General features: G+C 64.3%; 21 protein-coding genes. 14 read left to right on the top strand and 7 right to left on the bottom strand.

All coding sequences use genetic code 11. From position 1 onward, the window contains the following. The first annotated feature begins 55 nt into the window (after positions 1-55). The 7 genes from amiA (at position 56) to CGK93_RS00270 (ending at position 7,998) form a co-directional block, all read left to right on the top strand. Positions 56-157, top strand: a complete 102-nt coding sequence (gene amiA / locus CGK93_RS24330; protein ID WP_242703463.1) for a streptamidine family RiPP — start codon at positions 56-58, stop codon at positions 155-157. Between the two features lie 74 nt (positions 158-231). After that, positions 232-963, top strand: coding sequence for a hypothetical protein (locus CGK93_RS00245; protein ID WP_089593085.1), 732 nt, complete (start codon positions 232-234; stop codon positions 961-963). After that, positions 960-2,069 (top strand): CocE/NonD family hydrolase, encoded by a 1,110-nt coding sequence (locus tag CGK93_RS00250; RefSeq protein ID WP_089593086.1) that lies wholly within the window; start codon positions 960-962, stop codon positions 2,067-2,069. Before CGK93_RS00245 ends, CGK93_RS00250 begins: the two co-directional genes overlap by 4 nt. Next, positions 2,066-3,457, top strand: a complete 1,392-nt coding sequence (locus CGK93_RS00255; protein ID WP_232481488.1) for a YcaO-like family protein — start codon at positions 2,066-2,068, stop codon at positions 3,455-3,457. The genes CGK93_RS00250 and CGK93_RS00255 overlap by 4 nt, the downstream gene beginning before the upstream one ends. Further along, entirely contained in the window at positions 3,457-4,590 is a 1,134-nt protein-coding gene (locus CGK93_RS00260; protein ID WP_089593087.1) for a hypothetical protein, read from the top strand. Before CGK93_RS00255 ends, CGK93_RS00260 begins: the two co-directional genes overlap by 1 nt. Further along, positions 4,577-6,340, top strand: coding sequence for an ABC transporter ATP-binding protein/permease (locus CGK93_RS00265; protein ID WP_089593088.1), 1,764 nt, complete (start codon positions 4,577-4,579; stop codon positions 6,338-6,340). The genes CGK93_RS00260 and CGK93_RS00265 overlap by 14 nt, the downstream gene beginning before the upstream one ends. Further along, positions 6,337-7,998, top strand: coding sequence for an amino acid ABC transporter ATP-binding/permease protein (locus CGK93_RS00270; RefSeq protein WP_089593089.1), 1,662 nt, complete (start codon positions 6,337-6,339; stop codon positions 7,996-7,998). The genes CGK93_RS00265 and CGK93_RS00270 overlap by 4 nt, the downstream gene beginning before the upstream one ends. 268 nt (positions 7,999-8,266) lie before the next feature. Here the strand turns inward: CGK93_RS00270 and CGK93_RS00275 are convergent, their stop codons facing one another. Next, the gene (locus CGK93_RS00275) at positions 8,267-9,355 is read right to left on the bottom strand and encodes a LacI family DNA-binding transcriptional regulator (protein WP_198318307.1); all 1,089 of its coding nucleotides are present in this window, start codon (positions 9,353-9,355) and stop codon (positions 8,267-8,269) included. 280 nt (positions 9,356-9,635) lie between these two features. Here CGK93_RS00275 and CGK93_RS00280 point away from each other — a divergent pair, with 280 nt between their 5' ends. Next, on the top strand, positions 9,636-11,063 hold the full coding sequence (locus tag CGK93_RS00280) for a right-handed parallel beta-helix repeat-containing protein (RefSeq protein WP_089593091.1): 1,428 nt from the start codon (positions 9,636-9,638) through the stop codon (positions 11,061-11,063). A gap of 119 nt (positions 11,064-11,182) precedes the next feature. On the opposite strand, the gene CGK93_RS00285 is transcribed toward CGK93_RS00280, so the two are convergent. Genes CGK93_RS00285 through CGK93_RS00300 form a run of 4 tightly spaced genes read right to left on the bottom strand, consistent with a single transcriptional unit; the run spans position 11,183 to position 14,791 of the window. Then, positions 11,183-12,202: an ABC transporter substrate-binding protein gene (locus CGK93_RS00285; protein ID WP_089593092.1), complete on the bottom strand. Its 1,020-nt coding sequence runs from the start codon at positions 12,200-12,202 to the stop codon at positions 11,183-11,185. A 41-nt stretch (positions 12,203-12,243) separates the two neighbouring features. After that, complete coding sequence (locus tag CGK93_RS00290) at positions 12,244-13,065, bottom strand: ABC transporter ATP-binding protein (protein WP_089593093.1); 822 nt, start codon at positions 13,063-13,065, stop codon at positions 12,244-12,246. Beyond that, positions 13,062-14,168, bottom strand: coding sequence for a FecCD family ABC transporter permease (locus CGK93_RS00295; protein ID WP_089593094.1), 1,107 nt, complete (start codon positions 14,166-14,168; stop codon positions 13,062-13,064). The genes CGK93_RS00290 and CGK93_RS00295 overlap by 4 nt, the downstream gene beginning before the upstream one ends. A 59-nt stretch (positions 14,169-14,227) precedes the next feature. After that, the gene (locus CGK93_RS00300; protein ID WP_089593095.1) at positions 14,228-14,791 is read right to left on the bottom strand and encodes a hypothetical protein; all 564 of its coding nucleotides are present in this window, start codon (positions 14,789-14,791) and stop codon (positions 14,228-14,230) included. A 104-nt stretch (positions 14,792-14,895) separates the two neighbouring features. On the opposite strand from CGK93_RS00300, the gene CGK93_RS00305 reads away from it, so the two are divergent. Further along, positions 14,896-15,279, top strand: coding sequence for a VOC family protein (locus CGK93_RS00305; protein WP_089593096.1), 384 nt, complete (start codon positions 14,896-14,898; stop codon positions 15,277-15,279). A gap of 52 nt (positions 15,280-15,331) precedes the next feature. Here CGK93_RS00305 and CGK93_RS00310 read toward each other — a convergent pair whose 3' ends face one another. After that, complete coding sequence (locus tag CGK93_RS00310) at positions 15,332-15,781, bottom strand: DUF5997 family protein (protein ID WP_089593097.1); 450 nt, start codon at positions 15,779-15,781, stop codon at positions 15,332-15,334. Positions 15,782-15,814: 33 nt separating this feature from the next. On the opposite strand from CGK93_RS00310, the gene CGK93_RS00315 reads away from it, so the two are divergent. Then, complete coding sequence (locus CGK93_RS00315; RefSeq protein ID WP_089593098.1) at positions 15,815-16,540, top strand: LysR family transcriptional regulator substrate-binding protein; 726 nt, start codon at positions 15,815-15,817, stop codon at positions 16,538-16,540. Here the strand turns inward: CGK93_RS00315 and CGK93_RS00320 are convergent, their stop codons facing one another. Continuing rightward, a complete protein-coding gene (locus CGK93_RS00320; RefSeq protein WP_089593099.1) occupies positions 16,541-17,239 on the bottom strand; it encodes a GntR family transcriptional regulator in 699 nt (232 codons plus the stop codon). A gap of 109 nt (positions 17,240-17,348) precedes the next feature. Here CGK93_RS00320 and CGK93_RS00325 point away from each other — a divergent pair, with 109 nt between their 5' ends. Genes CGK93_RS00325 through CGK93_RS00340 form a run of 4 tightly spaced genes read left to right on the top strand, consistent with a single transcriptional unit; the run spans position 17,349 to position 22,990 of the window. Further along, positions 17,349-18,107, top strand: a complete 759-nt coding sequence (locus CGK93_RS00325) for a LamB/YcsF family protein (protein WP_089593100.1) — start codon at positions 17,349-17,351, stop codon at positions 18,105-18,107. Positions 18,108-18,156: 49 nt separating this feature from the next. Further along, positions 18,157-19,506 carry an MFS transporter gene (locus CGK93_RS00330; protein ID WP_089593101.1) on the top strand — a complete coding sequence of 450 codons (1,350 nt, stop codon included), beginning with the start codon at positions 18,157-18,159 and terminating at the stop codon, positions 19,504-19,506. A gap of 6 nt (positions 19,507-19,512) precedes the next feature. Beyond that, positions 19,513-21,222, top strand: coding sequence for a 5-oxoprolinase/urea amidolyase family protein (locus tag CGK93_RS00335; protein WP_089593102.1), 1,710 nt, complete (start codon positions 19,513-19,515; stop codon positions 21,220-21,222). 7 nt (positions 21,223-21,229) lie between these two features. After that, positions 21,230-22,990, top strand: coding sequence for an acetyl/propionyl/methylcrotonyl-CoA carboxylase subunit alpha (locus tag CGK93_RS00340; protein WP_089593103.1), 1,761 nt, complete (start codon positions 21,230-21,232; stop codon positions 22,988-22,990). Positions 22,991-22,993: the final 3 nt, after the last annotated feature.

Genomic DNA, 22,993 nt, shown 5'->3' on the forward strand with positions numbered 1-22,993 from the left:
TGACGTTGTCGCCGCAACAGCGGAGGCAACCACCACCACCGAAAGGAGACCAACCATGGAAAAGACCACGGTTCTGGTTGAAGTTGAAGAGACCGAGCAGCTGGCACACCTGTCGGCAACACACTCGAATGCACTGGTTGAAAACCCGTTCGACTAGTCACTAAGCCAGGGGGCGGGCGCGCCGGCGCGCCCGCCCCCTTAGCTCCACCCCAGCAACTTTCGGAAGGAACCATGGGCACCGCAATAGACAGCTTTGACGTCGCGGGACGATCAACCATCCGCAGCGGTGACGGCGCCTTCTTCCATCTCCCACCTTCGGCAGGCAGTGGCCAGCACCTGGCGACAGACGTCAGCGACGAACTGCTGCAACGCCGCCAAGCTGGTGCGCGTCCCCTCCCCGGACGGGAGCGGATCGGGCTGGTAGCCCCCGAACCCGTTGCTGCCGCACTCCTGCCCGTGTTCCACGAGGCCGGGGTGGACCTGGCGGTGGGTGGCGACCGGGAGCCCGGCTCCGTAGGACTCCTCCTGCACCTGGCAGCCACGCCCGCCGAGCGGAACCGCTTTGACGCATTGCCGGGGAGCCGGTCAGCCGTGCTCCGCTTCTACGGAGAAGGCGACCTGGTCTTCGTCGATCCGCTGTCCCTTGAACCGGCAGACCCAACAGGGTGGCAGGTAGTCCGGCGCAGGCTCGCAGCCTCACCGGCCGCGGCCGAACTGTGGGCCTGGCTGGATACCCCCGCTGCTGCCGCGGACTTCGCTCCCCAAGGCGTAGCCATGGACCTGTTCACGGCCAGACTGCTCACCATCATCACCGCCTGGCAACGGAATTCGCCGTCACTTGCCGCTCACCGGCGTACGCTCTGGCGGCTGGACACTCTGACGTTGGCAGCCAGCGAACACCCCGTTCTGCCCTTCCCGGAACCCGGCCGCTTGGGTGGGGGCTTGCGGGCTCCGCTGCGATGAGACCCGCCACCGCGCCGGATCATCTGGACATCACCGCTGACGACGGCGTTCGGCTCACCGCAGACCACTACCGCGCACCGGCGGAAGGGGAGGTCCAAGGGACGGTCCTGATCCGGACACCCTACGGCCGGACCCAGTACGCGGCCCAAGCCCACGCATGGTGCCGTGCCGGATACGACGTAGTGGTCCAGGACGTCCGTGGGCGCTACGGTTCCGCCGGCGCATGGAATCCCTATGACAAGGAGGGCCCGGACGGAGCTGCAACCGCCCGCTACCTCGCCGGGAAAGGGTTGCTCAGGGGCCCCCTCATTCTGGCCGGAGCCTCCTATGATGCCCACTGTGCAGTCGAGGCGGCCCGGGTTTTCGAGGCGGCCCGGGTTTTGGAGGCGGCCCGGGTTTTGGAGGCGGCCGCGCCCAGGCCCCTGGCCGTGGTGGCGATGGTGCCGGCACTGGGCCTCTGTGAAACGGCCAGGGAGCCCGATGGCACACCGCGCCTGCGGGACAGGATTGGCTGGTGGCACCAGCACGGTTTCGGTAGGGAGTCCGGCCACCCTTTACCCGCCGCAGAGCTCCGGAGGATATACCGGCAGGCTGAGGAACGCGGGATGGACTGGACGATTCACAACCTCATGGATGACGCCACGTATGGTCCGGGTTCCGCCGCTGGTTGGAAGCGTCTCTGGGACGCCCCACCAGCCGATCTCCACGGGCTCTATGGGCTGCTGAACACGCCGCTGCTGATGATTTCGGGACAACGGGACTTCTTTGTTGCCGAAGCTGCGGAGCTGGTGAGGGCCTGGGGCAGCGCGGCGCCGCGAACTTTGGTGGAAACGCTTTGGGGGCCATGGGGTCACGGACTCGCCAGCGATCTCGACGCCGGAACCGCCGCCGCGCTCCGCGAACAGGGCGGCCTGATGGCCCGGATCAAGGACTTTCTGGGTGCTGCCAGCGGCTGGGATCCACCCGGCGCCAAGCCCGAGCTCCTTGGACACTCCCGCCCGCCAGCCCTCCAGTGGGAGCCCGGCAACCAGCCACATTCATGGCGCTGGGCACCCGCCACCCCCGAGACACTGCCGCACCCCCTGAACAACCACGGAGAATCATGACCACAACAGCCGAAAACCTGGGCCTGCTTCCCTTGCACACCTTGGTGGACGAGCAGACCGGGATCATCCGCAGGGTTCGTCCCGTTCTCACCCCGGAGAACGCCCCACCCGCGTACACGTCCATGACCGCGGAGGTATCGAACGCGCGCTGGCTGGGAGACTGGCCCGCCGACCGCGTTTCACTGGGCACCACGTTCGGCGACAGCCGACAAGCCTGGATCGCGGCCGTCGCCGAAGGCATGGAACGGTACTGCGGGAACTTCATCCCCGCAGACCTCCCGGACCACCACTACTTCACCGGGACGGCCCGTGAGCTGACGGCGTCAGGCCGGGCCGCCGTCGGGCTTGAACAACTGCCGCGATTCGCGGACTGGCAGCTGGAACGTGCGGCATTCCCCTACCGGAACCTCGACGCCGACACTCCCGCGCTGTGGACAGCGTGCAGGCGGGAATCGGACAGCTCGGAGGTGTGGCTGCCTGCGAGCCTTACTCTCCTGAACTGGCGGCAACGGCGCTTCCGTGACCTCCCGCGGATCCATCATCTGAACTACGCGGGGATCGCCACCGGGCAGGGCCGCGCTGATGCCACGGACAGGGCGGTGCTGGAAACCATCGAACGCGACGCCCTGGAACTGTGGTGGCATTTGGACGGTCCCACCCGCGGTGTCAGGCCAGAGAGTGTTCCCGGACTGGTGGACGCCATGGCCGGTTGCCGGCTGCGGTACTGGGTGGTGGAAATGCCCAGTGAGTTCGCACCCTGCATGGCGGCCCTGGTGTTCGACCCGGAGACGGGGCTGTACGCTGCCGGTTTCTCCTGCAAGAACGAACCCGCTGAAGCGGCACGCAAGGCAGTCCTGGAGGCCGTCCACACCTGGATCTACTCCCAAGGTGCCACCGACGAGGACGGTTGGGTGTTCCAAGCGGTGGAGGCAGGGCTCATGGCCAAGGGACTGTACTTGGAACACCGTGAAGACCGTCAATACCTGGACGACGTGGGACCCGGGTTCGGTGCAGTCCGCGACCTCGGTGCACATGTTCAGGTGTGGCTTGATCCCCGGACACACGTCCTCGCGGAACGCTTCACCAAGCCCGCAGGTGGGCTGGCGGACATTGATGCCGTGGATGACGTGTCCATGCCGGAGCTCTACAGGCGGCTGGAATCGGCCGGCCACACCGTATATACCCGTGAACTGACCACTCCCGACGTCGCGGTGACCGGCCTGAGTGTTGTCCGCGCCGTGGTGGGAGGACTGGTTCCCAACGCGCCGGCCGCTTTCGCCTACCTCGGCTGCCCCAGGTTCACCACAGCGGCCTTGAAGCGCGGGTGGCGTGAAACGGCGCCGGCACGGCCGGAGGACTTCACCCTCACCCCACCTCCCCACATGTAATGGACGTCCCCCACGTACTCCTTCCCTCAGGATTTGCCCGCGCCTGGAGCCACGAGATTCCCGGTCCCGTGCAGCCGCCCGGTCCCCAAGGTGCCCCGGTGTCCGGCACAGTTGAGCACCCGCGGCATGATGGGCTCCCGGTGGCCGCCATGCTGAAGGCCATCTGGTGGAGCGAGGACTTCCACCCGAATCCCGCCACCGGCCTGCCCGGGAAGGTGCGGAAACGCCCAGTGCCGTCGGCCGGCGGGTGCTACCCGGTGCAACTGCGGGTCCTCTGCGGGGAAGGCTGCGACGTGCCGCCCGGAACATACGTGTTTAACGGCAGCGGCGGTGAGTTGCTTCGCCTGCGGAACCACGACGACGGTACCCCACCTCAAGGGGGTCCGCGGGCACCCGCGCGGGGCGCCGTCGTCGTACTGACCGTGTTGCCGCAACGCACCCTGGCGAAGTACCACCACCGTGCGGGTCCGCTGCTGATCGCGGATACTGCCTACGCGGCGGTGGCCTTGGTTCACCATGCCGCTGCCCGGGGTGTGGACGCCCGGTGGGATGTTGTTGCGCCTGTCCGTTGGCTCGGCTCTGTTCCGGAGTTCGCGCTGGCCACGGTGTCTCTGGGGGTGTCCCCGGCGAGGTGGCCGCAGCGCCGTCATGACCGGATCGCCGGGGTATCGGAGGCGCAGCTGGCTGCCCGCAGGAGCTGTGAGTTCTCCCGCTTGGGTGCCCGCCCGGCCGCCGACGCGGGCCGGGTTGTTGAGGATCTCCTGGAGCGTTCCCTCCTTTCCTTCCCGCAGCCAGCCCCTTCGTCCTGCCGGGCCCGCGTCCTGTCCGCGGAGTGGCTCCGTGATCCGGAGCTGGCCGATCGATGTGCCGGGCAGCACTGGATAGGGAACCTCGACGCCCTGTTGGTTTTCGAGACCCCGGGCACGCCAACCCCGGCCGCCATGTGGTGGGCCGCCACGTTGGCCGCCCACAGCCTCTACACCGCGCTTGGCGCGGACCTACCCCTGGAATTTCGGCCGGTGGGCGGCTGGACCGGCTCCCACAGCGGCTGGACCACACTCCATGGACTGGGCGTAGCAATCCGGAAACCACTCACCACAAACCACGAAAGGGCCGCGCATGCTGGTCAATAAGAGGCTCTTCCAGATGACGGCCGGCCACCGCGGCCGGCTGGCTGGGGTAACAGCCCTGCTCTGCATCACCACGGCGAGCTACTGGTTGCAGGCGTGGTTCCTGGCCCAGGCCCTGGCGGCGCTGGTGGTTCTGGTGCGGGTTCCCGGAAACCCCGACGGCGGCACGTACGGGCCGCTGGTTCCGTACCTTGCCGGGGTTCTTGCGTGTGGCCTGGGGCGCCTCGTGATCCAGCAGTTCCACGCCCGGCTGGCCAGTTCCTTGGGCTCCGGGGTGCGGTTGCAGGTACGACGGAAGTTGGCCGACAGCCTGCTCCAGCCCGAACGGCTCAGGGATACCTCGGACCGCGGTGGAGCCCGGCGGTTGGCCCTGAGCGAAGGTGTGGACGGAGTGGACAGCTACATCAGCCAGTACATCCCCCACGCTTTCCAACTGCAGATAGTGGTGCCCGCGCTTCTTGTCTGGATCGCGTGGCTGAATCCCTTGCTGGCGCTTGCCTTGGCCCTTGCCGTGGCCGTGGCTGTTGGTGCGCCGAAAGTCTGGGGAAGGGCCCTGGCGAAACGCGGACAGCAGCACTGGGACAGTTACGAGGCACTTAGCGCCGACTTCCTGGAGGCCCTCCAAGGGATGCGGACCCTCAAGATCCTTCACGCCGTTCCCCGGACAAGGGGGCGGCTCCATCACAGGTCCCAGGAGCTCCACAGGGCAACCGTCTCCACCATGCGCACGTCCCTGGTGGACACGGCGTTGGCGGACTTCGGGATCCAGGCAGGGATGCTGGCCGCCGCCGCGCTTGCCGCATTCGCAGCGCTGGGGCAGGGGCCATTGCCCGGACCGGAGAGTGCGGCGATCACGTATTTCCTGCTGATGCTCTCGTCGGAAGTCTTCAGGCCGGTGCGGGATCTGGCACGCCAATGGCATGCCGGGTATCTGGGGCTCTCGGCTCTTGGGAGCATTGACGCAGCGGGAGGCGCGGACACCCGCGGTGACCGTACGTTGACGGGCGAAGGGCAGGCACGTTCTGCGCACGGTGCCCTGTACGCACACGGTGCCGTTTCCGCGCCCGGGGTGCGTCCCGGCGTCGTGCCTCCCGGTCGTCTCACGCTGGAGAACGTGAGCTTCCGATACTCAGCTGCGGACCCCTGGGTTCTGCGGGATGCGTCGGCAGAGATCCAGCCCGGCGGCCTCACCGCGCTGGCGGGGGTGTCAGGGGCGGGGAAGAGCACGCTGTTCGACCTCCTGCTGGGATTCCTGCCGGCGGAGGAGGGCCATATTCGCCTGGACGGCCAGCTGCTTAGGCCCAGTGACGTCAGCGTGGTCTCACAACGCAGCTACCTCTTTCCGGGGACCATCCGGGAGAACCTCAGAGTGGTGGCGCCTGCTGCTACGGAGGAGGAGATGCAGCGCGTCGTGGAGATTGCCGGCTTGGCCGAGGAACTGCGGCAGTGGCCCCAAGGCCTGGAAACTGTGCTGTCCGAAGGGGGTGGATCCGTCTCGGGAGGCCAGCTCCAGCGGCTTTCGATTGCACGGGCACTCCTGGTGGACAGGCCGGTTCTTCTCCTGGACGAGCCAACGTCCGCCCTCAACACCGAGCTCGCTGGACAGGTGTTGGAGGGGCTTCGCCGCGAAGCCGGACGCCGGATTGTGCTCATGATCGCCCACCGGCCCGAAGCCCTCGCTGCCGCGGACACCGTACTCCGCCTGGCACATGGCCAACTCCACACACAGCAACAGGAAGCAGCCACGCTATGAGCCTCACCGCACGCACACCCCGCAACCCGCTCCTGGGCCTGGTTCCGCACATGTCCGGCGAATGGGCAGGGATAGTATGGACCGCCGTTGTGGGCATCCTGAACAACCTGGCCCTCATTGTCCTTGCTGTTGTGGGCTCCTACGTTGTGGCGCTGGCTGTGATGAGGCAGGAGCCCGCAGCCGGCGAATGGTGGGTTGCCGGGGTGGCGGCCGTGGTGTTCAGGGCGGTGCTGACGTGGCATGAGATGGACATCTCGCACAGCATTGCGTACCGGATCCTGGCCGCGCTGCGCATGGCACTCTTTGACGGTTTCGCGCGCGGCGTCCCTTCCCGCAAGCCGGACCAGCACACCGGAAAACTCGCCGCCACGGCCATGGGCGATGTTGAAAAGCTGGAGTTCTTCTACGCCCACACGGTTGCCCAGCTGGCTGGCTCCGCAGTGCTGTTCGTGGCCGGGGTGACTGTGCTGTGGCCTCTGGGCCCGGGCTTGGCCGGGGCCTTGCTGCTGGGGTTCGTGGCGCTGGTTGTGGTGACGCTCCCGGGATTGCGCCGGGGTGCCATGTTGGGTGCGAGGGTGCAGGAGGCCAGGTCCGGGGTGTCGGTCCTCGCCGTGGACCTGCTGGCCGGCACCCGCGAGATCCTGGGTTTCGGACTACAGGAGCACGCTCAACGCCAACTGGAGGACCAGAGCCTGGCAGTGGATGCCGGCCAGCGCAGGCTCAACTCCTTCCTTGCCATGGCAGCGTCCTTGCGCGAGCTGTGTGTCCTGGGCACCGTGGTGGCGGTCTTCCTTGCTGCCATCTCACAACCCGGGCTGGATCCTGTGTGGCTGCCCGCCGTGGTTGCCGGCACTCTGACTCTCCTGGCTCCGGTTGCCGAGGGCGTTGCCACCGTAACCCAGCTCCAGCCGCACCGTGCCAGTGCCCAGCGCGTTGGGGAGGGCATCAGCCTGCCCTCGGCCGCAACGGTTTCGGGGCCCATCGTGGAGTTCAACCCCCAGGGGCCGCTGGGTCTGAAGGTCCGGAACCTGCAGTTCACGTACGACGACGACGCGCCGGCTTTGCGCGCGACGTCCCTGTCAGTGGCGCCCGGCGAGCATGTGGGGATCAGCGGGCCATCCGGGGCAGGAAAGACCACACTGGCCCGGTTGTTGGTGCGCTTGTGGGTGCCGGATTCGGGGAGTATCGCCCTGGTGCCGCGCAGCGGGGAGTCTGTGGACGCCTGGGCCGTGGGCGAGGAGTCGTTCCGGCGTATGGTCACGTTGGTGGAGCAGGACGCCCCGGTCTTCCATGGTTCCGTTCTGGACAACATGCGCCTGGCCGAGCCCACGGCAACTGAAGCCGACGTCCTGTCAGCCTTCGACCGGGCAGGGCTTCCGCTCGCTGGCGAACGATGGGCGGAGGGCGTGGATACCGTGATCGGCGAGCAAGGGGTGAGCCTGTCCGGTGGCGAGCGTGCCCGCTTCTGCTTGGCGCGGGCCCTGTTGATCAAGCCCAAGATCCTGGTGCTGGATGAAACCACAGCCAGCCTGGATCCTGCCTCGGAGCGTGCCCTGGTGGAAGCTGTTGCTGCGATTGCCGGCGACACCACGGTGATCACTGTGTCCCACAGGGAGTCCACCCTGGCCGCATGCCACCGGCGGGTGCAGCTGGGCTAGCCTTGGATGTGGATTGTTTCTCCGGCGCGGTCTCTGCCTACTTGGAAGTGGGACGGGAGTTCTCGCAGTTCCTTCTACTCCCGTACTTGAGCTGGCATGCACGGGTATTCATGGGACGGAAGTAGCCTAATCGCTATCAGCGTGGCCGGTCGGCTGGCGCAATCTACCTGGCGGGAGATTCAATTGGTCGTGCCTGATGACCGTTTGGCCAGCGTTCAGGACTACTGCTTTCGAGAAAGCACAAACTGTTTGCATTCCGGGCGGTGCGCTATCTCTTGATCGACGATTCGCGTACAACGAGTGTGGGGTTCACGTAGATGCGCTGAGTAGGTCGTTCAGGACCTTCTTCCAGGCGTGCCAGCAGCAACTCCACGGCGAGGCGCCCGACGTGTTGCTTGGCAGGTCGAACGGCAGTGAGGGGAGGTTCCCCGAGATGTGAGCCCTCATCGCCGTACGCAACCACCGCTAAGTCATCGGGGATCAGTATGCCATGATGGGAACAAAACTGGGCAAAAGCAACAGCATGAGGGTCCGAGTGGATGATCAGGGCGGTGATTCCAGCACCAATAACTTCCTCGGCCACGAGTTTCAGCAAGTCTTCCCGACGTGGAGCGTCAAAGCTCACCGTTTCATGCACCAGATCGTTACCGTTCGGAATCCCTAGCTCCCCGCAGGCCGCCGCCCACCCACGCAGGATGTGACCTGCGGTGGGGGACTCCCGGCTGATGAGTACTCCGATCTTTGTATGGCCCTGGGAGCGTAAATGCCGCACAGCAATTTCAGTCCCGTGCCGATGGTCAGTGGCCACGATGTCTGCACCGCCACTCACCAAGTGGGACGGCGTGAAACGCTCCATGAGCACGTGCGGTTCAGAAAGGCTGCCAATCCAACGCAGCAAATCAGGGCCACCTGGCCCTGAGGTAGTCGGCGCCAACAACAGTCCATGAACCTTCCCCGGCTTAATCAATTTTTCTATCTGGCGGCGGTTGTCCGGCCCGTCATATGCCGAGCCTCTCACCAAAACTGCAGTCTTCTTGGCTGTTGCCGTGGCACGAACTCCTCTGATGATTCCGGGCCAAAAAAACTCCAGTGAAGGCACCACGATCCCCAGCTTGTACTTCGACTGGCTGACGGCCGGCGGCCAACCATCTTCATTGGTGGTGCTGACAAGAATGGCACCACCATGAACCCTGCTCAGGAGCCCACGACGCGCCAGTACCTCGATATCTCGCCGGACGGTCATCTGACTTACCGAAAGACGATTGGCTATTTCCCCGACGCCAATCGATCCTTCTCTGCGCAGCTCGTTCATGACGAATTCATACCGCTGTTCCGCAAAAAGTGTGTCTGGTGCCATCGTGATCCTCATTCGAGCCCGCTCGGGTATACCGGGGTTTCTGGGGCGCAGGGCTCCCGGGGTGGTGGCAGTCTACCCGGAGGCGACGCTGCTGACAGGTCAAGAATGCCGCCCCGAGGTGGTCATGGGTGGTAGCGCCACTGAGGGCGCGGTTGTTTACCTTTGTTTGAGTGTGTGCTAATCGGTTCGCTTCCTTAGATTGTGGGGTGGGTCACATGTTTGACTTCGTGTGCCTGCAGAATCCATGCGGGTTTCACTCAAAGGGGAGAAGTTCTTGGCTATGACAAATTCACGCAACGTGCCCAACCCGCTGGAACAGCTCCGCGGTCCTGGCCGCAGAGATGTCCTCCGACTGATGGGAATCGGGGCAGCGGTAGGAGCGGTGGGCTTCACAATCCAGGAGGGCGGCATCGTTGCCAGGCCCGCAAGCGCCATAGCGGGACGGAACATCTACGTCCGGGCCGGAGCCGGGACGGGCACTGCCCAGGACGGCACCACACCGGAGAAGGCCTTCGGGACACTGCAGGCGGCTTCGAACATCACCACGCCCGGTGACACGGTTCTCATCATGAACGGGACCTACATTGACAACGGCAACCCGGGGAACAGCGGGACTTTGAACATCACACGGTCCGGACAAGATGGTCTTCCAATCACCTACGCTGCTTATCCGGGGCATACGCCCGTCATCACGGTGACCCGCGAGTCCTGGGCTGGTATTCGGATCACGGGCGCGGACTACATCACCATCGAGGGTCTCACCCTTGCGGGTTTGAACGCCGAACTCGTTTATGCGGATGCGTACGCTGCACGCTTGCAGGCAACCCCCACATACAACGCCAGCGGCATCAGCATCCAGCTGGCGCAGGGGGATACAAGCACAGTTGGTTCCCACCACATCATCGTGCGCAACAACGTTATTCACAGCTGGCCCGGCGGTGGTGTTGCTGCTGTCAAGGCCGACTATCTGACAGTGAACCAAAACACCATCTTTAACAATGCCTGGTACTCCATCTTCGCCAACAGTGGTGTCTCTACTCTGGTGCCGTCAAACTTCAACACCAACACCGGGAATCGGAACTTCTTTACGAGGAATTTGGTGTACGGCAACAAGTCCAACATTCCATGGCGGGATACCGGCAAAATTTCGGACGGAAACGGCATCATTGTCGATTCCACGCTGGGACTGGAATCGGGAGGGGTCCGCTACCAGGGCAGGACTCTAGTGTCCAACAACGTGGTTTTCAACAACGGCGGTTCCGGCATCCACGCCTACAAGGCCAACAACGTGGACATCATCAACAACACCGGCTACTTCAACTCCGCAAGCTCCACGCTGAATTATGGAAACATCGGTGCTTGGGAAAGCCAGAACTGCAATGTCCTGAACAATGTCTCGTACGTGCGGACGGGCAAGTCCACCAACTCCAAGTACAACAACGTCAATGTCCGGTACGACTACAACATCTACTTCAACGGCGCTACCCCAGAGGTGCTGGGGCCGCAGGACGACGTAGCGAACCCCCTGTTTTACTTCCCATCCACAGTCCGGGCCGATTCCGATTTCCGGATTAACTCCGGCTCACCGGCTATTGGAACCGGAACCGCCCAACTCGCGCCCAGCGTTGATTTCACCGGAGCAACCCGTCCGGCCGGGGGAGTCGACAGGGGAGCGTATAGGTATGGCGCCACAACCAAGGGCTACTAAACAGCAGCCCTTCCCTGTGCGTCTTGGAGGTTCGTGGCAAATCCCGTGGTTGAGGCCTCCAGCAGTAATTTAGGAACTTCTTCGACGCTCGTGGCCATCTTCCTAACCTGCGAAAGGGCTTAGAACGCGTCGGGGTGGAGGCCCTTGGCGATCTGCTCCACGGCGCGGAGGTTGCCCCAGGTTCCGGGCATGACGTCATCGGATTCCACGGCCACCAATCGCTGGTTCTTCACCGCGTCCACCTCAGGGAACTTCTCCTGAAGGAAGGTGCGGGTGGCGTCCTCGTGGGCCTTGTCCAAGGTGGTGAACACGATGACCTCGGGGTTCTTCTGCACCAGTGTCTCCGGGGAGATCATGGCAGAGAAGAACGTGGCGAAGGCTTCATCGGACGGGCTGAAGAGGTTCTCGCCACCGGCAGTCTTGATCATGTCGTACTCGATCCCCGCCCCGATGGCCGCAATGGAGTTCCCCTCAACAAACAGCTCCACCACGGTGGGCTTCTCCTTGCCTTCCACCTTTGATGCAACCGAAGCCAGCATCTCAGCTGCTTCCGTCCGAACGGCAGACGTACGCTCACCCGCGCCAACTACAGCGCCGATGTTCTCGATATCCGTGAGGATGTCCTTGACCTCGGCCTTGCTCCGGCGTTCCATGCAGCCCGCCGTTGCTATGTAGGACTCAGCGCCTGCAGCTTTGAGCTGTTCGATGCTCGCAAAGCCCTGCTCGGCAGTGAATTCATACGCTGTGGGGGAGTAGACGAAATCGGGGTCGGCACCCAACAGGACTTCGCGCGACGGCGGCATCTGATCGCTCAGCTGCTGCACGTTACCGCGCTCCTTCAGTTCCGGCAGCAGCTCACTGCCTTTGGTCTGTGCCTCGGCCACAACCTTGTCCGCGGCGCCCAGTTTCACCAATAGCTCGGACTGTCCGGGAGTCATGGCCACCACCCGCTGGGGAACGGAGGTGAAGGTCAGGGTGCGGCCGCAGTTCTCGATTGCTCCCGCGGGCTGCGCAGCGACACCAGCATTGTCCGTGGCAGGTGTTTGGCTGACTGCTTGACCGCAGCCGGACAACAGCATTCCGCTCAGTGTCATCACGCTCAGCACCGCAGCGGTTTTGGGCAGGGTGGATTTTTTCATGGGTGTGCCTCCAGTTGGGTTGTATCGGGTGATGGGTACGTTCAATGGCGGGCGGCGGAGAAGTCCGCATCCTGGCTGGGTGGGGGCGTCTGTTCCGGCGTCTTCGCTGCGATGGCGATCAGCGCCCGCCCGGTCAAAGGATGCTCCAGCGTCCGGGATTCAACACCGAAGCAGCGGCGGATCAGTTGGGGGTTCAGCAGCGTTGACGGCGGCCCGAAAGCCTGCAGCCGCCCGGACTGCAGCACGGCCACCTGGTCACAGAATTCTGCCGCCAGGTTCATGTCATGCAGGGCCGCCAGCACGGTCCTTCCCCGCGAGGTGACCAGATGCATGAGCTCCAGTTGGAAGGCGACATCGAGGTGGTTGGTAGGTTCATCCAGGACCAGGACCGGTGCTTCCTGAACGAGTGCCCGCGCCAGGAGGACCCGCTGCTTTTCCCCGCCGGACAACCCCGCAAAGTAGCGGTCCGTCAGGGAGGAGGCTCCGACGTCGAGCATTGCTTGGTGGACGAGGTGGTGATCCCGCTCCGAATCCGCACCGAACCCGCGCTGATGCGGGGCGCGGCCCAGCATCACAACCTCGCGGGCCGTCATGGGAAAGTCCTGACTGGATTCCTGGGCCATCACGGCCACGCGGAGCGCGGCCTGCCGGGAGTTGAGGGCGCGGACATCCTGGCCGCCTACGGTGACGGTCCCCGAGGTGGGCTTGTTCACCCGGTACAGGGCACGCAAAAGAGTGGATTTGCCGCATCCGTTGGGCCCCAGAATGCCCACCACGGAGCCGCTGGGTGCAGTAAAAGTGACGTCGTGAACCACCGGAGTGCCGCCAAGGGCGATGCTGACGTTGAGGAATTCCACCTTCATCGTTTGATGCCACCCCGTACAGCGCCGTTGCCGCGCATGAGCCACAGGAAGAAGGGCGCTCCGACGGTAGCGGTGAGGATGCCCAAGGGAATCTCGGCCGGTTGCGCCACCGTGCGGGCCAGCAGGTCAGTGAGCATGAGGAAAAGGGCCCCGCCAAAGATGGTGACGGGCAGCATGCGGCGGTGATCGGAGCCCACCAGCATGCGCGCGGCGTGCGGCACTACCAAGCCCACAAATCCGATGCCGCCGCATACGGCAACCGTGGTGGCAGTCAGTAATGCCGTGGCCAGCAAGAGTGTCCGACGCAGCGATTCCACGTTGACGCCCAGGGCCGTGGCCGTTTCGTCGCCGGCCAGGAAGGCGTTGAGCGCGCGTGATCGGAACATCGCGAAGACGCTGATGGCCACGAGTGCCACGCCCGGCAGCAGCAGTTGCGGATAGGTGGCTGCGGAAACGCTGCCCAACAGGAAAAACAGCACACTGTAGACGTTCTGGGCGTCGGTGGTGATGGTCAGGAAGTTGGTGATCGCGGAGAGGAGTGAGCCCAACGCCACGCCTGCCAGGATGAGCCGGGAGGGTGCAATCACGCCATCCTGTTTCGCGAGCAAGTACACCAGGGCCGTCGCCGCCGCAGCTCCCGCGAATGCCGACGCGTTCAAGCCCAGCCCGCCCACCGCCGTCGAGCCTGCCACGATGGCCAGAACGGCTCCCACTCCCGCCCCGGCTGAAACACCCAGAATGTAAGGCTCGGCGAGTGGGTTGCGGACGTTCGCCTGGAGCAGGGCTCCGGCCAGCGCGAGGCTGGCCCCGGCAATGCCGGCCAGGAGCGCCCGGGGGAGCCGGAAGCTCCACACGGCTTGGTCCTGGGACACGGTGAGCGAGCCGTCCGACATCCATGGCAGGCCAGGGATCAGGTGCCCGGCCATGATCCGCAGCGATTCCAAAAACGTTGTTTGCAGCGGCCCGGTGCTGCCCGAAACCACCAGAAGCACAACGATTCCGAGCACCAGCGTTGGTGTCAGCAACCGTTCAAGCGTTGACCTGCGTGGGCGGGCGGGTGTTGCTGCGTTTCGGTTGGCCTGGCGTGCGAGGTCAACGCTCATGGGTGCGTCCTATCACACCCGGAGCCTATCTTAAATGAGAATGATTCGCATAAGTGCCGTCATTTCGGCGAGGTCAGGGCGGCTGTGGGGACGCCCGCTGCCCGCTCGGCTGTTGCGAGGGCCTCGGTGAGACGCTCGACGGCGGCCCGGTAGTCAGTTCCAGCCGTCACCTTGCAGTATTCGGCCTCCCGCATGGCCCGGGTGAGCGCGGCTGTTTCTGCTGCCCTGACGTCCGTCATGGCGGGGAAATCGATGGTGTGTGCGGGGTCCAGTTCGTACCGGCTCCAGCGCTCCAGGACGTAATCGTGGCGGGCGGCATCGTCGGCAAAACCGGCACGACGGCGGGGCTCAGCTGCATGGATCCGCTCCACCTTGTGGATGCTGGTCAGGGTTGCTGCCGCTGTGGCGAGGCCGACGAAAATCATGATGAGCCCTGCCGGAGGCCATTGCACCGCGGGGACCAAGATGGCGGGCGCCACGACCACGAGCCCTCCGAACACGTCCCAAAACAGCCCGTCCGGCTCCGCGCCGCGGCCGTAGGTCAGTTTCCTGTGCACGACATACGTGGTTGCTGCGGTTGCGAGAACCAGAGCTACACCCCATAGGAGCATCATGGCGGGCATCGGACCACCTCCAGGCGAATTCGCTGCTTTGCCTTCAGTATGCGGCAGTGCCCGCGTTGGCGCGAGGGGTCAGCTTGTCGGACCCGGGGCGTAGCCTAGGCAGCATGAGACTGAAAATGTGCAGCATCCACGTCAAAGACCCGGCAGCAGCCCATGTTTTCTACACGGAGACGTTGGGTTTCGAGACCTTGATGGCCATGCCCGAGTACAACCTCTTCATCATCAAGGATCCCGGCGCGGACAACAGCACCTCGCCCGGCCTGCTGCTGGAACCCAGCGACAACCCCATCGCCTCGAATTACATGAACGCGCTGCATGAGTCCGGCCTGGCCGCCATCACTTTCGGCGTGCCCGATGTTCAGGCTGAATATGAGCGTCTGCTTGCCGCCGGCGTGACGTTCCAAGGAGAACCGTCTGAAGATCCGTCCGGCGTCAGTGCGGTTTTCGACGACGGGTGCGGCAACTTCATTCAGCTTCACCAAGACTGAGCTTAAACAGTTGTGGCCGGGACCATTGGTCCCGGCCACAACTCACACAGACTTAAGCGTGGTCGCGCTTGGAGGTCTTCGGGGCGTCGCGCTTTGCGGCAGCGTTGTCCCGGGCTTCCTTGGTGGCGGCCTTCTTGGTGGCTTCGTCCTTGACCCGCTGGGCTTCGGAGCGGACGGCAGCGTGGGTGGCGCGCTCGGTGACCAGCCACTGCGGCGGAGCCTGCAGCAGCTCGGTGATTTCCGCCGTCGTGAGTGCATCTTCAATGCCACCGCGGGCGAGGCCGCTGATGGAGACGTTCAGCTTCTGCGCGACTACCGGGCGGGGGTGGGGGCCGTTGCGGCGAAGTTCGGCGAGCCATTCCGGGGGATTGGCCTGGAGTTCGGCGAATTCGTCACGGGTGATGGACGAATCCTGGAACTCTTGGGGTGTAGCGGGCAGGTAGATGCCGAGTTTCTTGGCAACTGTTGCCGGCTTCATGGACTGGGAGTTCGAGGACGTCATGCTTCAAGGGTATCTGGCCGGTACTGTGAGTGTGTGCCAGACGCTGAAGATTCCGCCGAAACAACCGGGCCCCTTGCCGGCCTCCGCTTCGCCTATGTTGCGGGTGTGACCCCTGGGAAATGGATCCGGCGGTGGGAAGAGCGCATGCCCAACTTTCCGTTGCACTCGTTCATGTCCGACGACGCCGCCCAGGTTTCGGTGTTGCATGACGGCTCCGCTGACCTGAGCTTCGTTCGGTTGCCGGTGGACCGCGAAGGCCTGAACGTCATTCCTCTCTATGAAGAGCAGCCGGTGGTGGTCGCTCCCAAGGGGCACGAGATCTCCGTGTTCGAAGAGGTGGCCCTCGATGATCTTTCCGAGGAGAACTTCCTCGACATTGAGGAAATGGGCGGGCCGGACATGGCCCTCCAAGTAGTCGCGTCCGGTGCTGGGCTGGCGATCCTGCCGATGTCAGTTGCACGGCATTTGAACGCCAAAGACACCGTCATGCGCCGCCTGACCGGCGCTCCCGGGACGCAGATCGGCCTGGCTTGGCTGGTTGGAACCGACAGTCCCGTGATCGAGGAGTTCATTGGAATTGTGCGTGGGCGGACCGCGCAGAGTTCACGCCAACCCTCGGCCCAGCAGGAGAAGCCCAAGAAGGAACCCAAGCCCGACCGCCGCGGGGGAGGCCCCAGGAAGCCTGCAGTCGCGCAGCGTTACGCCCCGAATCCTGACAAGGGCCGGGGTAAAGGTTCGCGCAAGAAGGGCAAGCGCTAGCTACGCGCCGTGGATTGCGGTCTGTTGCTGCTCTGAGCGGTTGAGGTAGGCCAGAAGAAGGTCGCCGGCCCGTTCCAGCTCTCCCGCCTCCAGCGCTGAACAGATGTGCTCGTTGTCCGTGAGCCAGTCGCTGTAGAAGTGCGCATTCAAGGTGGCCTTGTGGAAGTAGAGGCGCATCTCGGCCAGAATCTGGGCCATGATCGTGTTCAGCCGGTTGCTCTCGGCGAGTGCAACAATCGCGCCGTGGAAATGCTGGTTGGCGCTTCCCAAGCCTTCGTTGTCCTTGGCTGCCGCGGCCCGCTTCCCCTCGTCGACGGCGGCCCTGACGGCGGCAATGCGTTCCGGTGAACCGCCCGCCCGGATGGAGCTGACCTCGATCGCACGGCGAACCGTGTAAACGTCGTGAATGTCGCCCGCTTCAAGGGTGGCAACAAAAACGCCCTTATTGGGCTGGCGGAGGAGTAGACGTTCGCCGGCCAGCTCAGCGAATGCTTCGCGGACCGTGTTCCGGGAGACGCCCAGGTCCTCAGCAATGGTGGCTTCGGTCAGCTTGGCTCCTGGGACGAGGAAACCTTCGGCCAGCTGGTAGCGCAGCTCTTCGGCGACTCTCTCGGCAACGGACGGAACTCTCATGCGGACCCGGGCCCGCGCGCTATCGAGGCCAGCGGTTTCGTTTTTTTCCTGATCTGCACTGGCCATGACACCAAAATTACACGATTGCCGAAAACTTGGATCGCTGGATTGTTGAACAATCCAGCAGATTGAGGCATCCTAGATGTAACGCACATCACGAGGCAGGGATCACATCATGGCAATCATCGATATGAACAGCGACGTCGGAGAGTCTTTCGGGCGCTGGACACTCGGCGATGACGCAGCCATGTTCGAGTCAGTCTCCAGTGCAAACGTTGCGTGCGGATTCCATGCTGGTGACCCCAGCGTCATCCGCAGCACCTGCGAAAAGGCGGCGAAGGCCGGCGTCGTTATCGGCGCCCATGTTGGCTACCGCGACCTCGCTGGATTCGGTCGCCGCTTCATGGACATCGACCCCAAGGAACTGGCAGATGATGTGGTGTACCAAATTGGTGCCTTGCAGGCGCTGGCGGCCATCGCAGGTGCACGCGTCCAGTACGTGAAGCCCCATGGTGGCCTCTACAACGCGATCGTGAAGCATACGGCCCAGGCCCGTGCCGTTGTCGAAGCTGTGAAGTCGGTGGACCCCAACCTCCCGATTCTCGGCCTCCCGGGCTCCGAAGTACTCCGTCTCGCTGAAGAAGCAGGTCTTCGAGGCGTTGCCGAGGCTTTTGCGGACCGTGCCTACAACCCGGATGGAACGCTGGTTTCCCGCTCACAGGCGGGCGCCGTTCTCCATGATCCGGCTGAAGTGGCAGAGCACGTCCTGCGCATGGCCACCGAACAATCCGTCAAAACCATTGATGGTTCCATCCTGAAAATCCGCGCAGAGAGCATTTGCGTGCATGGTGACTCACCGGGGGCCGTTGCAATGGCCACCGCAGTGAAGTCCGCTTTGGGCGAGGCCGGCGTCGCCGTCGGCTCGTTCCTCTAATCCGTTCCATTCAGGCCCAGCACTACATCCCTCACCCCCGGAGGAAACCATGACCAGCACCAACAAGGCAGCCAAGGCCGTGACAAGGAAGCCACCGGCCGGCGCCATCAAGGCGTACGTCGCCAGCCTCACCGGCACCTCGCTTGAGTACTACGACTTCGCCATCTACTCGGTGGCTTCGGCCCTCGTGTTCCCCAAGATCTTCTTCCCCGGCAATGACGAATTTGTCGCGTTGCTGCTCTCTTTCTCGGCCTTCGCAGTTGGCTACTTGGCCCGCCCCATTGGCGGCATCATCTTCGGCCGATTGGGCGACAAGATCGGCCGCAAGTACGTCCTGGTCTTCACGCTCGTCCTGATCGGTGTCGCAACCGTCCTGATCGGCGCCTTGCCCGACTACTCGGTGATCGGCGTCGCGGCTCCCACCATCCTCGTCTTGCTGCGCCTGGCGCAGGGCATCGGCGTGGGCGGCGAATGGGGCGGTGCAGTACTGCTGTCCAGCGAATTCGGCGATCCCAACAAGCGGGGTTTCTGGTCCTCCGCAGCACAGATCGGCCCGCCCGCCGGTAACCTCATGGCCAATGGTGTCCTTGCCATCCTGGCCGCCTCGCTGAGCGAAGAGGCATTCCTCTCCTGGGGCTGGCGCGTAGCCTTCCTTGCCTCCGCGTTGCTGGTGGTGTTCGGCCTGGTCATCCGACTCAAGCTTGAAGAAACCCCGGTGTTCAAGGCCATCCAGGCCCACGGCGATCGTCCCAAAGCTCCTATCAAGGAAGTCTTCACCACGGAGCCCAAGGCACTGGTCGCCGCAGCGCTGTCCCGGGTTTGCCCTGACATCCTTTACGCGCTGTTCACGGTGTTCGTCGCCGTTTACGCCACCAAGGAACTGGGCATGACAACGGGCAACGTCCTGTCTGCCATCCTGATCGGCTCTGCCTTCCAGCTCTTCCTGATCCCGTTGGCCGGTGCGTTGACGGACCGCTTCAACCGTCGCTGGGTCTACGGCATCGCTGCAGCTGCGACCGCCGCCTATATCCCGCTGTTCTTCCTGATGATCCAAGGCAAGTCCGTAGCCATGCTGACCGTCGGTACGGTCATCGGCCTGGCCCTGCACGCCTTCATGTACGGCCCTCAGGCGGCCTTCATCACCGAACAGTTCCCGGCCCGGCTCCGGTACGCCGGCAGCTCGCTGGCGTACACCTTGGCCGGTGTAATCGGTGGGGCCGTTGCACCCATCATCTTCACCGCTCTCTACGGCGCGGCAGGTGGCGGCTGGTACCTGATCGCTGTGTACATCCTCGTCGCTTCTGTTGTGACGATCGTGGGCATGCTCCTCGGTCGCGACCCCAAACCGGAAGAAGACGTCCGTTTGATGCAGGGGACGCACGCTCAGCCGGCGTCGTAGCGAAAAATGGAAACCGTGATGCACACAGCCACCGCAAAAAGGGTTCGTTCTGTCAGGCCCGTCGGTACCCGTGCCGTGCTGGCTGAACTGGATGGGCTGCAGGACGTCTTGGCCCTCCAGGACATGCTCAACAAGTCCCCGCTGCAGGGACAGGTGGACGTTCTTGCCGCCGCCGAAACTGTCATGGTGGTGGGCGAGTCCGCAGCGGCCACCCGCGCCATCGGCACCCGTTTGCTCGAGCTGGAAATCACCGCTCCGGAAGTCACTGACTCCGGGCTGGTGGTCATCGAGACCGTATACGACGGCGACGACCTCGCCGACGTCGCGGAGCTCACCGGCCTGAGCGTGGACGGCGTCATAGCCGCCCATACCGGCCAGATCTGGACCGTTGCCTTCGCGGGCTTTGCACCAGGTTTCGGCTACATGGTGGGCGAGAACGAGGCCCTCACGGTCCCGCGCCGCTCTTCCCCGAGGACAGCTGTCCCCGCTGGATCTGTTGCCCTCGGCGGCCAGTACTCGGCCGTTTATCCCCGCAGTTCACCGGGCGGTTGGCAGCTGATTGGCCGGACCGGGGCGCGGATGTGGGACCTTGACCGTGCCCAGCCGGCCCTGGTTCGACCCGGCGACCGTGTGCAGTACAAAGCCGTCCGCGAGGTTGTGACGGCCGGCGCCCCCTCGGCACGGGATACGTCAGCCGGAGACTCCCCGGCCGGCGACTCCGACAAGGAGCGCCACACTGAGTCCGGTCTTCGGATACTGAATCCGGGGGCCCAAAGCCTTATCCAGGACCTCGGCCGCCGGGGCTATGGTCCGCTGGGAGTCTCTGCTGCCGGGGCTTTGGACCGGGCATCGCTGCGCCGCGCCAACCGGCTGGTGGGGAACGCTTCGTCGGCTGCAGCCATTGAGAGCGTCAACGGCGGCCTCACGGTGGAAGCAATCGGCGACCAAGTGATTGCTGTGGCGGGTGCGCCGACGACGCTGACCATTGAGTCGCCGTCGTGGGTTGATTCTGAAGGATCCGACGACGACGGCTACGTCCAGCCCGGCGCTCAGCGGACCGTCCCCATGGCCGCGCCCTTCGCATTGCTCGACGGCGAAGTGCTCACCATCGGGGCTCCCGAGTCGGGATTCCGAAACTATGTGGCGATCCGTGGCGGCGTTGATGCCCCTGAGGTTCTGGGCAGCCGGTCGGCCGACACGATGTCCGGGATTGGTCCCGCGCCTTTGGCAGTTGGCCAGGAGCTCCCGGCCGGTGAAGCCACCGCATCCACAGCAGTGGAAAGCCCAGAGCTCCAACCGGACTTCCCCGGCCTCCCCGGCCAGGGCGTCACGGTACTCGACGTCGTTCCCGGACCACGTGCCGACTGGTTCGACCAGGAAGCGCTTGATTCCCTCTGCAGTCAGGAGTGGCTGGTCACGCCGCAGTCCAATCGTGTGGGCATGCGCCTGGACGGAACTCCGTTGCGGCGCATCCGTGAGGGCGAACTCCCCAGCGAGGGCACCATGGCCGGCGCCCTTCAGATTCCGCCCGCGGGGCTGCCCGTCCTCTTCCTGGCGGACCACCCCATCACAGGCGGCTATCCGGTGATTGGCGTGGTGCGCGACGAACACCTTGACCTCGCTGCCCAGGTCCCCATCGGCGGACGGATCCGTTTCCACCTCGTTCCGGATGCGCCGGACTTCACCACGACGTTTACCAAGACCCCAGAGAATTGAGTATGTGATGCGCAAGGTCCTGATCGCGAACCGCGGCGAAATCGCAGTCCGCGTCGCCCGAGCCTGCGACGACGCCGGCATCCAGTCAGTCGCCGTCTATGCAGACATCGACGCCGATGCCATGCACGTTGGCGCTGCCGACGAAGCCTACAGCCTGGGCGGCAACTCGCCGGCCGATACCTATCTGAACATTGGGAAACTCCTCACTGTTGCCGAGGAGTCCGGCGCTGATGCCGTCCATCCCGGCTACGGTTTCCTGTCCGAGAACGCGGACTTTGCACAAGCAGTGCTCGACGCCGGACTTAAGTGGATCGGCCCCTCGCCGGAGTCGATTCGCCAGCTGGGCAACAAGATCACGGCGCGCGATATCGCCGTCCGCGCCGGCGCACCTTTGGTGGCCGGCAGCGATGGCCCGGTATCGTCTGCGGCAGAGGCCCGCGCTTTCGCCGAGCAACACGGACTCCCCCTTGCGATCAAGGCGGCCTTCGGCGGCGGTGGCCGTGGCCTGAAAGTGGTTCGTGAGCTCGCCGAAGTAGAAGAAGCCTTCGACTCCGCAGTGCGTGAAGCAGTGGCTGCGTTCGGTCGCGGCGAGTGCTTCGTGGAGCAGTACCTCGACCGGCCCCGGCATGTGGAGGCGCAGATCATCGCAGACATCCACGGCAACGTGGTGGTGGTGGGAACCCGCGACTGCTCCCTGCAGCGACGCCACCAAAAGCTCGTGGAAGAAGCTCCGGCGCCCTTCTTGAGCGACGAACAGCGGAAGCAAATCTACGAGGGCTCCAAGGCCATTGTCCGCGAAGCAGGCTACTACGGTGCCGGGACAGTGGAATTCCTGGTCTCAGCTGACGGGGCCGTGGCTTTCCTGGAGGTCAACACCCGCCTTCAGGTCGAGCACCCCATCACGGAGGAAACCGCGGGGATTGACCTTGTCCAGGAGCAATTCCGCATTGCTGCCGGTCTGCCGCTGAGCATCACGGAGGACCCCGCTGCCCGTGGACACTCCTTCGAGTTCCGCATCAACGCAGAGGATGTCGGGCGCGGCTTCCTTCCCTCGCCGGGCACTGTTGCATTGTTCGAAGCACCGACGGGACCCGGCATCCGATTGGATACCGGTGTTCGGTCCGGTTCCTTCGTGGCGCCCCAGTTCGACTCCCTGCTGGCCAAGTTGATCGTGAGCGGAGCTGATCGTCAGCAGGCACTCCGCCGCGCGCGCCGGGCCCTTGCCGAAATCAACATCACCGGCCTCCCCACCGTTCTGCCGTTCCACCGCGCGGTTATGGAATCCGAAGACTTCACGTCCATTGCCGGAATGCGGGTCCACACCCGATGGATTGAAACCGACTTCGCGGACCAGATCCCGGTGGATCCCGAGTACAACGTGATGGCCCCGGGAGGTGAGCGCAGAACCATCACCATCGATGTGGACGGAAAACGCCTCGCCGTGGGACTTCCGGCTGACCTGCTGGACGGCTGGGCCCGATCAGGGCAAGGCCTTCCTGCGGCGTCAGACGTGAAGGGTTTGCCGGGTTCTGTCTCAGGCAGCCACTCCCCAGCCGAATCAGCGCTCGTCTCCAGCATGGCCGGCACAGTAGTGAAGTGGCTGGTGGAACCCGGTGAAGAAGTCGCCGCGGGTGACCCCTTGGTGGTCCTTGAAGCCATGAAGATGGAAACCCAAGTTCCCGCCCACCGGACAGGTACGCTCTCCGAAGTCCTGTCCGCACCGGGCGGAGTGGTCACCGCCGGCGCCGTGCTGGCCCACATCCACTAGCTC

The sequence above is a fragment of the Arthrobacter sp. YN genome (assembly GCF_002224285.1).
Taxonomy (GTDB): Bacteria; Actinomycetota; Actinomycetes; order Actinomycetales; family Micrococcaceae; genus Arthrobacter.

Coding starts and splice junctions, on each gene's coding strand:
- amiA (WP_242703463.1), top strand. CDS start 56: ATGGAAAAGACCACGGTTCTGGTTGAAGTTGAAGAGACCGAGCAGCTG.
- CGK93_RS00245 (WP_089593085.1), top strand. CDS start 232: ATGGGCACCGCAATAGACAGCTTTGACGTCGCGGGACGATCAACCATC.
- CGK93_RS00250 (WP_089593086.1), top strand. CDS start 960: ATGAGACCCGCCACCGCGCCGGATCATCTGGACATCACCGCTGACGAC.
- CGK93_RS00255 (WP_232481488.1), top strand. CDS start 2,066: ATGACCACAACAGCCGAAAACCTGGGCCTGCTTCCCTTGCACACCTTG.
- CGK93_RS00260 (WP_089593087.1), top strand. CDS start 3,457: ATGGACGTCCCCCACGTACTCCTTCCCTCAGGATTTGCCCGCGCCTGG.
- CGK93_RS00265 (WP_089593088.1), top strand. CDS start 4,577: ATGCTGGTCAATAAGAGGCTCTTCCAGATGACGGCCGGCCACCGCGGC.
- CGK93_RS00270 (WP_089593089.1), top strand. CDS start 6,337: ATGAGCCTCACCGCACGCACACCCCGCAACCCGCTCCTGGGCCTGGTT.
- CGK93_RS00275 (WP_198318307.1), bottom strand. CDS start 9,355: ATGGCACCAGACACACTTTTTGCGGAACAGCGGTATGAATTCGTCATG.
- CGK93_RS00280 (WP_089593091.1), top strand. CDS start 9,636: ATGACAAATTCACGCAACGTGCCCAACCCGCTGGAACAGCTCCGCGGT.
- CGK93_RS00285 (WP_089593092.1), bottom strand. CDS start 12,202: ATGAAAAAATCCACCCTGCCCAAAACCGCTGCGGTGCTGAGCGTGATG.
- CGK93_RS00290 (WP_089593093.1), bottom strand. CDS start 13,065: ATGAAGGTGGAATTCCTCAACGTCAGCATCGCCCTTGGCGGCACTCCG.
- CGK93_RS00295 (WP_089593094.1), bottom strand. CDS start 14,168: ATGAGCGTTGACCTCGCACGCCAGGCCAACCGAAACGCAGCAACACCC.
- CGK93_RS00300 (WP_089593095.1), bottom strand. CDS start 14,791: ATGCCCGCCATGATGCTCCTATGGGGTGTAGCTCTGGTTCTCGCAACC.
- CGK93_RS00305 (WP_089593096.1), top strand. CDS start 14,896: ATGAGACTGAAAATGTGCAGCATCCACGTCAAAGACCCGGCAGCAGCC.
- CGK93_RS00310 (WP_089593097.1), bottom strand. CDS start 15,781: ATGACGTCCTCGAACTCCCAGTCCATGAAGCCGGCAACAGTTGCCAAG.
- CGK93_RS00320 (WP_089593099.1), bottom strand. CDS start 17,239: ATGGCCAGTGCAGATCAGGAAAAAAACGAAACCGCTGGCCTCGATAGC.
- CGK93_RS00325 (WP_089593100.1), top strand. CDS start 17,349: ATGGCAATCATCGATATGAACAGCGACGTCGGAGAGTCTTTCGGGCGC.
- CGK93_RS00330 (WP_089593101.1), top strand. CDS start 18,157: ATGACCAGCACCAACAAGGCAGCCAAGGCCGTGACAAGGAAGCCACCG.
- CGK93_RS00335 (WP_089593102.1), top strand. CDS start 19,513: ATGGAAACCGTGATGCACACAGCCACCGCAAAAAGGGTTCGTTCTGTC.
- CGK93_RS00340 (WP_089593103.1), top strand. CDS start 21,230: ATGCGCAAGGTCCTGATCGCGAACCGCGGCGAAATCGCAGTCCGCGTC.